The sequence below is a fragment of the Mesorhizobium sp. WSM4983 genome, from assembly GCF_029625765.1.
In the GTDB taxonomy this organism is placed as follows: domain Bacteria; phylum Pseudomonadota; class Alphaproteobacteria; order Rhizobiales; family Rhizobiaceae; genus Mesorhizobium.
Genome location: NZ_JARTVM010000006.1, coordinates 141578 through 154408 on the forward strand (window position 1 = coordinate 141578; position 12831 = coordinate 154408).

General features: G+C 57.6%; 4 protein-coding genes and 3 pseudogenes. 6 read left to right on the plus strand and 1 reads right to left on the minus strand.

Features of this window, described 5'->3' with window-relative positions; genetic code table 11:
- The first annotated feature begins 5 nt into the window (after positions 1-5).
- Positions 6-251: a DUF6894 family protein gene (locus tag P9254_RS18390; protein ID WP_067000612.1), complete on the plus strand. Its 246-nt coding sequence runs from the start codon at positions 6-8 to the stop codon at positions 249-251.
- A 777-nt stretch (positions 252-1028) separates the two neighbouring features.
- Here P9254_RS18390 and P9254_RS18400 read toward each other — a convergent pair.
- Positions 1029-1394: a hypothetical protein gene (locus tag P9254_RS18400; RefSeq protein WP_278056013.1), complete on the minus strand. Its 366-nt coding sequence runs from the start codon at positions 1392-1394 to the stop codon at positions 1029-1031.
- A gap of 2167 nt (positions 1395-3561) precedes the next feature.
- Between P9254_RS18400 and P9254_RS18405 the strand changes: the two are divergent.
- The 5 genes and pseudogenes from P9254_RS18405 to P9254_RS18420 all read left to right on the plus strand — a co-directional run.
- A pseudogene (locus P9254_RS18405) lies at positions 3562-3681 on the plus strand (PilZ domain-containing protein); the annotation flags it as partial.
- Between the two features lie 1858 nt (positions 3682-5539).
- Positions 5540-6166 (plus strand): imm11 family protein, encoded by a 627-nt coding sequence (locus tag P9254_RS18410; RefSeq protein WP_156751114.1) that lies wholly within the window; start codon positions 5540-5542, stop codon positions 6164-6166.
- Positions 6167-8851: 2685 nt separating this feature from the next.
- Positions 8852-10945: pseudogene (locus tag P9254_RS29110) on the plus strand (beta strand repeat-containing protein); the annotation flags it as partial.
- Between the two features lie 238 nt (positions 10946-11183).
- Positions 11184-11252 (plus strand): annotated as a pseudogene (locus P9254_RS29115) (hypothetical protein); the annotation flags it as partial.
- A gap of 42 nt (positions 11253-11294) precedes the next feature.
- Positions 11295-12752, plus strand: a complete 1458-nt coding sequence (locus tag P9254_RS18420) for a calcium-binding protein (RefSeq protein ID WP_442920330.1) — start codon at positions 11295-11297, stop codon at positions 12750-12752.
- Positions 12753-12831: the final 79 nt, after the last annotated feature.

Consider the following 12831-nt stretch of genomic DNA (forward strand, 5'->3'; position numbering starts at 1 on the left):
AATGCATGCCGAACTATCTGTTCGAAGTCTTCCGAAATGGGCAAAGCCTCGGCGATGCTTGGGTCGACCTCGGCAATCTGACCGACCTGCGACGAGAAGCGCTGAAGGCGCTTCACGATATCGCTGCAGACGAAATCGCCTCAAGCGACTTGGATGAGACTGTGACCGTTGCCGTTCATGACGAAGCCGGCAGGCCGGTATATTCCGCAAGTCTCACCGTCTCGCAGCCGTTGCCCGCCTTCAACGGCTAGGAGTCGTCCGCTCATCCTCCAGCGGCAGGAACGCGCCCGGTCGCAGCGAAGCCGGAACTGGTAGTTTGATGAGTGTGGGGGAAAGACGGCAGCGGAAGAGAGCCTTTCCTGCTGCTGATCCTGATCTCGCCGCTCGCGGCCAACGCGAGTGGCGTTCCTCTTCAGCATCTTGGCTTGGAACACCACCAACCAGCCGGTTGAGCCTGAAGCCGCACATTATTCACCGTGGTGATGAGTGTTTCTGCGTTTTCCAAATTGGACGCGTACAACCTTTTTGGGCGATGGTTCGAGCCCGGGAAGCCCGCAGCGGCGATCGTGGCGCGCGATGGCCGATATGCCGGCACCGCGTTTATAGCGCTGCCCAGCGGCCTCAGGGAACGGCTGTGGAAGCGCGTCCAAGAGGCCAGGGCCTCAAAGCCAGCGCAGCGGGTGCCGAGCGCCTTCGCCGACGATGTCGAATGGGTTAAGCCGGGCATCACCGGCTGGGTGAAATTCCTTCGCGGGGAGCACGCGCTTCGTCATGCGACACTGCAGGATTTCCTCGATGGTAGAAGTTCACCGCCGTGGCGGTCCGCAAAAGAGCAGTAGAAGCGGGAATTTTCAATCCGGCTGAGCTGGAACTTCCGGCCTGGGTCTTCGATGGTTTGAAATATGATGGCCAAACTACGGAGCAGCGTGAGGCCCTAGCTTCCCGCATGATCGCCAACTTCATGGCGGGTATTGTCGACGAGCATGAACCCGTTTCGCTATCCCGGCTCCCTTTAGGCGATACAGGGCTCACATCGCGTCGGCCGGCGCGAAGAAGCAATTCTCGTCTTCTTCGGTCGGATGAAGGCAGATGTGGAAATTGTCGTCGCCAGACGGAATGACCACGTCGTAAGCAACGAAGTATCGGTTTTGGTGAGTGACTCTGTGGTGATCGCCTGGTCGAAGGATGATTACATACCCGTCAGGCCGCGGCGTCACGGCGATGGCGGGGATCTTGCCGCATTCTCCGGTGATGGGATCGCCATGGCAACAGGCAGGTGGATACGTCCAGCTGCTACTGTGGCTATGCGCCAGGGCTAGACCACCATTGAGGGCCGCAGCTGTGACCACAATGCTCGCCAGCCCTGCGCGTTCTCGCGTGCTGACCTGATGCATAGTCGCCCTCGCGTGACCACGTCAACATCTAGATTAGCATCTACTAATATGTTAAGCAAATGCAAGGGTCTTTGCGGGCGAGGCCGGTGCGCACGATTGGTATACGGGCAAGAGGGATTCGGTTCTCCAGTACGATTGCTAGGGCCGTTGACCCCACTTATGAATTTCGAGGCCTATCACAGCTTTAGGTGACCTGTTTTTTCGCCCCGACATGCACAAGTTCAATCGGCCAAAGATAGGACAACAAAACAGATGCCCGCCATCCCAGGCAACGGGATGGCGGGCATCTATCCACTCTCTCATGCCGCCGAACGAAGGGACACATGCTCGCCGGCTCTATCAAATGATGCAGCGACGCGAAGGTTTCAGCACAGGGACCAAAGTGTCCGTCTCTACGACTTCTGTCTGAATAGAACATCTCAACGGGCATGCGATCATGGTCGCGACGGCACGGGTCGACCTCGCATTCTATCCGTGCCGTCTCAAAGCATGGAGCCCGCTCGTCCCCCTCAAACGAGCGGGTTCTTGCATGCGACGGATTTCGAGGAAGGACCCGAAGGTAGCGGCCAGATTTTCCTCAGTATGAGCGCGCGGGCTTTGAAATTTCTGGACCGATGGATGGCAGAACATCTGCCAAACGTGAGCACCGAAACCCAGGGGCCATTGCCATCTTGTCGTCGAACTCCTGGCTACTGCCGGGCGTCAGGGCATCGCGCCCAAAGAGATATACGAGGAGTTCGATAGCTTGTTTCACCTTCTGAGCGAAGCGATGGAGCGCCGTAGGGGCGGCTTGGCCCGCTAAAACGGCGACTAGATGCCACTCCACTTACATCATTTCTGAATGACGGTGCGCTTCTGCCCTCGCCAGATAACGGGCCATGTTCAAGCACGGGGGTCTGATGGGTTGTCGCCCTTGAGCGATGCTCCAAGCGGAAAGCCAATGAACCATGGCCGACAAGAAAATAGGCAATGGCGGAAACGGCTTTGAGATCACTATGGTCGCCGTCATCGTCTTCGCCGCGATGGGCTGATCCTGGTCGCAGCTACGGCAATACACTGAATCGCCGCCGAGGAAGCCGCTTCAGCTGTGGAAGGCGTCAGCCGGAAAGACTTGCGTTGCTGTTGGAACATACGCGAGGGTAAGCGGCGGCACGGTTCGTCCCCGGCATCCGAGCCGCCTGCATAAGAGCAACGGTCCGTTCGACTTCCCAAGGCGAGCGGGCTTTTGCGTCCGTCCCGGGCGAGCTGAGGCGCCTAGATGGCGGGTGGCGGCCCGGTAGCCTTTGGGTGTGGCTTAGGGGTGGCCACCGGGCCTTGGCCGGCAGGGCCTATCGGGAACGCCATGCCGGCAAAGAAGTATATGCGCATCTCCTAATAAGCCGAAATTCAGCGAAAAGGGGCTGATCGACATGCAGCACTCCGCGCCGCTCAGAATTTTCCATCCAAGCCTGAACCTGTCCGCCTTTCGGTAGTTGGAAAGGCAGGAGGTTCCATGAACGAAGACACCGGCGATGGGGACTTGAGCGACGCTCCGATGAGATCCCGGCCAGCCGATTGGCCAGAGAGGTAGAGATTTCCGAAGAGCAAGCGCGCGAGCTGATCGAGTTGATCGGGACCGATTGGAATGCGCTGCTTCGAGAGGCTCATTTTCTAAAGGCGCGGCATTGAGCGGACGCGGGGCAGAATTCTTTGCCGAATGGATTGCCGACAACTTGATGCGCGGCAGCGTGGGCGCTGGCTTCCTCAAGAAGCATGCCAGTATTCGGCAATCCTATAACCCGCCGCTCGGTGTGCCCCCACACCCAGCGGCGGGCTAAGGTGACCGGCGCCTTTTCTCGTGGGGGAGAATTGCCTGAGAGCCCGGCGCCGGCCTAGCGACTAGTGGTCCGCCGCATATGCAAGATAGCTAATTTCTACCTCAAAAGGACATGGTGTGATCGCGTAACCTCTTTGGCAATCGCCCCGGCGATCAGGAATAATCCTCACCGGTGCGGCGATCCCAATTTGCGAGGATCGCCATGACAATGAAATTTCCCTTCACGGAAGACACACTCGGCAAAAGCTGGAGGCCGGGACGGGTCTTTCTGTCTATTGCCTCACTTGCCGGCGGTCGGCGGTATTGGACGTTGCCGCACTGGTGAAACGGCTCGGGCCAGACCATAAATGCCTGCTTTGCGTACCAGTTGATGGGATCGCCTACAGGACTGTTGTTCGATGGCGCAAGAGTGATCGCGTAGGCGTTGAATTCAAGGGCACCGAGCCAAAGCCGAAGTTCCATTACGGTTGAATGCCGGCTCCGGCCTTCCTGTCTCTAGTGGCAGAAATGTCACGCAATCTGAATATGCAGCGCTTCAACTAGGGCGCGCTTATGATCCCACTTACCGAGGCGTACCGTCTTGGCTGCGAGGGATGCGGGGACCACTGGAGCGCTCGCTGCGGCAACGCAGCGGGCGCTTCGCATGGGAGCGATGGCGATGTGCACCGGAGCAGGGCTAGCATCCGGCTTCCGGGCTTTCTGTCAGCTCACTCTCCGGCTGGACCGCCAGCGCGCGGTCTCGATGTCGTCGCGGGAAATCCCCATGTCGCTGAGCATGTCGTCCGGTGAGTCGCTCAGATCGTCAGTTGCCTTCAATAGCGCCCTCTGATCGGCTCGGCGACCAAACCAATCGACAACGGGACCAGCTACGACAAGAGGAAGGTTCATAAGCATAGGAAGGTTCACAAGCATCAGGGCACTCCCTTCACCGCTGCACAAGCTAGGCCGACGCGCCAGGAGCGTCTGTGACAGGATTCACAGACCCGTTAGTGCCTGCTAAATCAAGAACGTGCCGAGAACATCACGGCCATTCCGTGTGAGCGGGAATGTTTTGCAATGCACGGAAAACAAGGGCTTAGGTGAGAGCGTGTTGCAAATGTGATGTAACCACGGTCCGGAGACCATGTTTTCATCTAAGGCATTGTTCTGCTTGGATATTTCGTTGGCTGGGGTTCATGGAAGCTTTTCGAACTTTCTTGGTCGCGCCTCAGCCGGAATTGCGGGTGCTTATATCGGCAGTGAGAGCGAGGAGCCGGGGTAGAAGAGAGTCCTGCCTTGCAAGCCATCTTGAACGTGGGACGGATTCCATAGTGCCTCGCCAAGTTGGGTGGCACTCCTTAGTGTTTAGAAGCTGAAGTTGCGCGGCGGCGTGGGTCCGACTGACGCAGCGCGTCGATTGTGTCTGCGATGATCGTCCGCCCCCTCAGGAACACAATTGGAAGGTTCGCCTTGATAGGATCGGGACTAAGGCTCCGTCTATCCGTGGTGGCCGCGAGCGTTTCCAACGGTATCTCACATACTCCTAGAATTCCTAGATCGTTGCAGTGCCGGGTCATTGGACCCGGCAAGCAAGAAGTGCCCCACGGGTGACATCGACCCTGCCACTCTCCAAGCAGAACGATCACTCTAGTTCTGCTTGTACGGGTGCTCTTCAACAAGCACGATTGGGGGGGCGCGGCAAGTTGTTCGATATTACTGGCTGCCGTTTCGCAATCTCATCACATCTGGCTTGTGAAGGCCAACCGTCAAGAAACGTTGTTATAGGTACTCCGAGGTTCTTCAAGAGAAATTGCGAGGGAAGTCAACGCTTGTCAACGTGAAATTAGCGATAAGTAATATATGGAATCAGTATATAACTGTGTATGCTCTTCGTGCCATTCCAAAAGAAAAGATGACTTCGGCTCTTTCCTTTCACAAAACACTTAACAAGCGATCACGAATATGTTACCGGTTTGATTGTGGGGTGGAGGGGCGACATCTGCGACCAAACTGAGGCGGCGAAGTTTCATAGCGTCTGGCGCGGCGCTTGACGCTAGGTCTTGCTGCGCTAACGCGATGGGCCGTTCGCCATCTCGTGGATCATAGTTCGCAGGTATCTGCGGCGAACCATAGAACTCGTTTGGAGGCAAATTGTACCGGCAGATAGTGCTGCTGAGCCATACCCGACATGCCTGATCCCAAGGATAGTGCGGTTTTCGCGCGATCCTCTGAAACCTAGCATCCAATCTGCGCCTCGCTGTGGGCTGCGCGGTAGTAATTTTGCCTTGGCCGTATTCAGGATTGAGCTATGCGTAGGTGCGAAGACATAGGTCAGGGAGATATTGCCACGATGACGAAGCTTCATAGCCCAAGAGTCTGGGCCAGTCGCGCCTTCATGGACTCGACGCGGATCAAAGGGTTCACGGCGGATCCTTTGCCGACCGGAATGCGTCTCGGTCAGATGGCGGAGTTGAACGAAACCGGCGAACGGATGTCGGCCGATCATTTCCCGAAGGAGATATTCGCCAAGTATCCGGACAAGAAAGAAGGCAAGCAGGCGGATCTAGTTCTTGCCGCAGGCGCGGTGGTGATTTCGGCGGCCTGTGCCGATGTGCTGCGGCAATTCGATCTCGGTCATTCCTCGCTCTATCCGATCAAGCTCCTCCAGCATGACCGCAAGACGCCTGTGGAGGGCGAGTATTTTTGCCTCAATATCGGCGAGCGCAAAGATGCTTTTCTGGCTGAGTCTTCACGAGAGGTCACTAAACTCGGATCCGGGAAACTACTCGTGCGATCCTATCTTCCCGACGATGATGTGGCGGTCAGCCCGGCTGCGCTCGATGGCCCTGATCTGTGGGTAAGTCCGCCCTTGATCCGCATTTTCTTTCTGAGCGACCGGCTAACCCAAGCACTACGGGCGGCAAAAATGGGAAGAGTTTTCGGTTTTCGCACCTGCCGTATTGTTGAAACTGACTGATATCGTCCAAGCGGGCATGTCATGGCGATACCTTTTGCGTTCCAGATACACCATATTTTTCCAACAAAATTGTTTGATGACCCACGAATTGCAGAATCTCTGCAGCAGTTACTTGCTGTAACTGGCACTAACTTCACAATGGATATGGCTGGCAACGAGATTGCGCTCTTCAGCGACCCCGAAGTTGCGGCCTATGTGCGGGCGCTCACGAATGCAGACGGAAGCAATGTCTACTACGACAGCGGTTTTGGCAGCGTAATTCACACAGGCGATCACCCGGGCTATACCGAGTTTCTCACCCGCAGTATTTTTGAAGTTCTTGAATCTAATCTGACAAATGATCAGAAGATATCGGAAGTATACAAACTCCATTACTTCGCGACACAAGTGAGTCAGGGGCTTGTCACCTTCGAAGGCCAGACTTTGGGCGTAGCGGGCACTGCGGTCTATGCGGACACTCTCGCCGACGCTTATGATAACTTGGCCGTCAGTGCCACCTCATTGCAAGCACACATCAGCGGGCTGAGCAGGACGATAACAGATGGAGAGGACCATAATCTGCAGGCGCGACTCAATTCGATAAGCTCATTTGTCACGCTTTCTTTTCAGAAGGGATACCTAAATACCGATCAATACGACGCTAAATTGTCTCAGATTTCTGCGGTTCAGCTTGGTTTGGATCAATCAGGAGGATACCACGATGATCTGGCAGGTATGCTCAAGGCGAGCACGGCCATAACACAGATCAGCATTGCCGCGAATTTTGAAGTTAGGAATAGTTTTGGGGTACAATCGAAGCTAAATGAAATCCTCTCGTACCATATTTCAAACTTTGTCGCACTAGAGGCCAATAATCTTGACGTTGATCTATTTAACAACGCAATGGAAGCCATTTCGAAGTTCTCGGATCTGTTGTCCAGTGTCCCCTCTGACATGCTGCCGAACGATCTGTCTCACTTCGACCAGGCTACCATTAATCGGATGGCAGCAATTCATAACAGCACACTTGTCGGGGTGGGCGGGGGTCTCCTTGGCGATACGGTTGAGTTTCTCAACTTAGCATATGACGCCATCAAAACCGGCCGCCGGACCGGGGATTGGAGCGATCTGACGGAGGTGATTGTCAACTACGGCATATCGGCGGTTCTCAGTGCAATGGCGATAACCGTGGTAATCGCTGTCGTGGGCGAAATCTCCGTGGCCGCCGCGGCCGTCGTCGCAACTGCCTGGGCGGTTGCCGGCGTCATCGACGCTGTTTCCAACGGCGCGCAACTACTCGACAAGATCTTGACGGATCTTGAGGTTCGCGACGATCTTCCCGGTTGGTACGCTGATCTCGCAAGACTGTTCAATCCACCTCCTCGCGATCCGCTCGTCATCGATCTGGACAGGGATGGAATCGAACTGACAGCCTTTGACACATCAACGGCCTATTTCGACCTCGATGGCGATGGCTTCGCAGAACTGACAGGCTGGGTTCGACCGGATGACGGCCTATTGGTCTTGGACGAGAATGGAAACGGACGCGTTGATGATATTGCCGAATTGTTCGGCTCGCAGAACTCGCAAGGATTCGAGGAACTCAGCCATCTCGACGGTAATGGCGACAACGTCATCGATGCCAGCGATGCCGCATTTCTCTCCCTGCAGGTATGGCGCGATGCTAACGGCGATGGTTCGTCGTCGCCGGATGAACTTCGTTCCCTGACGGACTACGGCATTACGGCTCTCAGTCTTGAGACTTCCCCTTCGACTGCAACGCCAAGCGGCAATCGGATTCTCAGCACGAGCCATGTCACCTGGAGCGACGGCGCCGAAACACAATCGGCAGAGGTCGCTTTCACACTTTCACAGTTTCAAAGCCGTTACGTACTGCCGGAGAACTTCGCATACGACGCTGACGTATACAGCCTGCCGAAACTCGCCGGCTATGGGGACGTCCCTGGCCTCTGGGCCGCCATGACACAGGACGACTCCCTGAAAGCGGAGGCCGAGGCTGCGATCGAGACCGCCCGTGGCGGCGACTTTGACGAATTCCTGGCCGGCATGGACGATCTTCTGTTCGATTGGGCCGGTGTCGAAGGCGTCCGTTGGATGGGGGACGTGGAAAATCTTTATGTAAACTTCGCCTATGACGCCAATGAGTTGGCCGAATACCTTGAGGTACACATCGTCGCGCCTGGCAGCAGTGGGCCCACCCCGCCCCAACCCAAGGGGTACGTGTTCTCGATGGAAAGCGTGGACCCTGCGAAACTCCAGGAGTGGCTGGCGGCCAATAATCTGGCTCTACCTCCGCTCTTCAGCGGCAACCTCAGCGGTGTAATGCTGAATGCCACGTTGCCGACCATTACCTTTGGCGGAGGAGGTGGAACAGGTGGAAGGCGGGCTGTGCTGTCCCTAAGCGACCTGGGAAATCAACCTCCTCCCGATCCGACTTCAATATTGCCCGCGCCAGCACTGGCCTTTCTGCAAAAGATCATGGGCCAGGACTACAGTGTCGCAGGAAACTTCCTGGCCCCCAGCTCGGTCATGGTTGGTGAACCAACCGCGCAGAACGCAGTGGCCTTAATGGAATCGTATTCGGAGGTGAAGGACTATTACACCGCTCGCTTCCTTGCGCAGGCGGCTTGGTCGATCATCGCACGAGAAGGATCCGAGGCAGACCTTGGTGCGCTGGCTCCGTTCATGAATATTTTTGTCAATCCTCTGACCGATCAAATAGATGGGGACTTCGGTCGCTTGGCGCTACAGGTCATCGAAAAATTTCGCGGCGAAAACTTGGGATCAGATTCAGATGCGGTCGCGTTGCTTGCGGTATTCAGAAAGGAAATACCGATCCTACCGGCAGTGATAATAAATTTCTTCAGCGACATTGATAGATCAACTATTTTGAACGCATTCGATCTTGCAGAGGTCGATGGAACGGATGATGGAGAGACTTTGAATGCCACTGCCGCTGCTGTCATCGAGGCCTACGGCGGAAACGATACTCTGGCAGGCAGCAACGGCAACGATACGCTCATTGGCGGCATCGGCAACGACGCACTCAACGGCGGCGCCCGCAACGACACCTATGTGTTCAACTCCGGCGATGGCTCCGATACAATCGGCGACAGCAGCGGGAGCGACTGGCTCATTCTAGGCGTCGGGCTCACTGCCGCGAACGTGACCTTCAACGTCTCCGGCAATGACCTGCTGATCAGCGATGGCATCAGCGGTGATCAGATCAGGATCATGTATCAATATTCCTGGGGTTCCACGTCATCGCAGATCGAGACGCTGGTCTATGGCAATGGCACCTCGATCAGCCTAACCGGTGGCCTGCCGATCGTCGGCGATGCCGGTAACGACACCCTCAACGGCACCAACTTCGCCGACACGCTGACCGGCGCTGCGGGCACCGACACGCTGAATGGCAGCGACGGCAATGACACGCTCAACGGGGGCGTCGACAATGACGCACTAAACGGCGGCAGCGGCGGCGACACTTATGTTTTCAATTCCGGCGACGGCTCCGACACGATCGGCGACAGCAGCGGGGCTGCCGACAACATCCAACTGGGTGCCGGGCTGATCGCCGCCAACGTGACCTTCAACATCTCCGGCAACGACCTGTTGATCACCTACGGCGCCGGCGACCAGATCAGGATCATGTATCAATATTCCTGGGGTTCCACGTCATCGCAGATCGAGACGCTGGTCTATGGCGACGGCACCTCGATCAGCCTGACCGGTGGCCTGCCGATCGTCGGCGATGCCGGCAACGACACCCTCAACGGCACCAACTTCGCCGACAGGCTGACCGGCGCTGCGGGCACCGACACGCTGAATGGCAGCGACGGCAACGACACGCTCGACGGCGGTGCCGGCACCGACACGCTCAAGGGCGGCAGCGGCAACGACACCTTTGTCTTCAATTCCGGCGATGGTATCGACACGATCAACGAGAGCGGCGGCGCTGACACCATCCAGTTGGGCGCCGGGCTGACGGCCGCCAACGTAACGTTCAACGTCTCCGGCAACGACCTGGTGATCACCTACGGCGCCGGCGACCAGATCAGGCTGACATACCAGTATTATGCCTACTCGACTTCCTATCAGGTCGAGACCCTGGTCTATGGCGACGGCACCTCGATCAGCCTGACCGGCGGTCTGCCGATCGTCGGCGGCGCCGGTAACGACACGCTGAACGGGAGCAACGGAAATGAGATGCTATATGGCTTGGCGGGCACCGACACGCTCAATGGCAGCGATGGCAATGACACGCTCAGCGGCGGCGTCGACAATGATGCGCTCAATGGCGGCAGCGACAACGATACCTATGTCTTCAACCCCGGCGACGGCTCCGACACGATCAACGACAGCAGCGGGGCTGCCGACAACATCCAGCTCGGCGCTGAGCTGACCGCCGCCAACGTGACCTTCAACATCTCCGGCAACGACCTGTTGATCACCTACGGCGCCGGCGACCAGATCAGGCTGGCATACCAGCATTACGTCTACTCGACCTCCAATCAAGTCGAGACCCTGGTCTATGGCGACGGCACTTCGATCAGCCTAACCGGCGGCCTGCCGATCGTTGGCGGTGCCGCAGATGATATCCTCAACGGCACCAACTTTGCCGACACATTGATCGGTGCCGTGGGCAACGACACGCTCAATGGCAGCGACGGCGCCGACACGATCGTTGGTGACATTGGCAACGACGCGCTTAACGGCGGTGCGGGCAATGACTCCTTGACCGGCGGCATCGGGATCGACGCGCTCAACGGCGGCAGCGGCAACGACGTCTATATTTTCAACGCCGCCGATGGGACCGATACGATCAACGAGAACGGTGGCGCCGATACAATCCAGTTGGGTGCCGGTGTGACGGCTGTATTATGCCTACTCCACCTCCTACCAGGTCGAGACGCTGATCTATGGCGACGGCACTTCGATCAGCCTGACCGGTGGCCTGCCGATCTTCGGCGGCGCCGGCAACGACACGCTCAACGGCACGAGGTTTGGCGATACACTGACCGGCGGGGCGTGCACCGATACGCTCAATGGCGACGACGGCATCGACACACTCAATGGCGGCATCGGCAACGACGCGCTCAACGGCGGCAGCGGGAACGACACCTATGTGTTCAACTCAGGCGATGGTTTCGACACGATCAGCGAGAATGGCGGCACCGACACGATCCAACTCGGCGCCGGGCTGACCGCTGCCAACGTCACCTTCAACGTCTCGGGCAACGATTTGCTAATCACCTATGGCGCCGGTGACCAGATCAAGCTGGCGTACCAGTACTATGTCTACTCGACGTCCTACCAGGTCGAGACGCTGATCTATGGCGACGGCACTTCGATCAGCCTGGCCGGTGGGCTGCCAATCGTCGGCGGAACCGGCAACGACACGCTCAACGGCACTGCTTTCGCCGACACACTGACCGGCGGCGCGGGCACCGATACGCTCAATGGCAATGCTGGCAGCGACACACTCAATGGTGGACTCGGGGTCGACGCGCTCAACGGCGGCAGCGGGAACGACACCTTTGTGTTCAACTCAGGCGATGGTTCCGACACGATCAACGAGAATGGCGGCACCGACACGATCCAACTCGGCGCCGGGCTGACCGCTGCCAACGTCACCTTCAACGTCTCGGGCAACGATTTGCTAATCACCTATGGCGCCGGTGACCAGATCAAGCTGGCGTACCAGTACTATGTCTACTCGACGTCCTACCAGGTCGAGACGCTGATCTATGGCGACGGCACTTCGATCAGCCTGACCGGTGGCCTGCCGATCTTCGGCGGCGCCGGCAACGACACGCTCAACGGCACCAGCTTCGGCGACACGCTGACCGGCAACGCAGGCGTCGATACGCTCAACGGCAATGGCGGCAACGACACGCTGACCGGTGGAGCGGGCAATGACACTCTCGACGGCGGCTCCGGCAATGACACCTATGTGTTCAACGCCGGCGACGGCTCGGACACTGTCTACGATACCGGCGGTGGCACCGACACCATTCAACTCGGCGCCGGACTGACGGCGGCCAACGTGACCTTCAACGTCTCGGGATCCGACCTTCTGATCAGCGACGGCGTCAGCGGCGACCAGATCAGGCTTGTCAACCAGTACTACTGGGCGTCCACCTCCTACCAGGTCGAGACGCTGGTCTATGGCGACGGTACCACGATCAGCCTGACCGGCGGTCTGCCAATCGTCGGCGGCGCAGGCAACGACACGCTCACCGGTGGCAGCTCAAAGGAGGCGCTATACGGATTTGGTGAGGTCGATGTGCTGAATGGCGGAGCAGGCAACGACACGTTGAGCGGCGGAGCGGACAGCGACACGTTCATCTTCCAGGCAAGCTTCGGCAACGATACAATCACCGACTTCACCGCAGGAGCAGGGTCAGAGGACGTCATCGACTTTACAACCAATGTCTTCGCCGACTTCGCCGCCGTGCTGGCCGCGGCGACACAGGTTGGCTCAGACACTGTTATCACGCGGGACGCCGGTAACGTTCTGACGTTGAAGAATTTTGCGATGTCGAACCTGCATCAGGACGACTTCCAGTTCGTCGCCGCTTGAATTGAACTGGAAGTCAGGTGACGGCAACGACGCTTTTCAATCCAACCCAGCCGCCGCGGGCAACGCTCGCGGCGGTGCT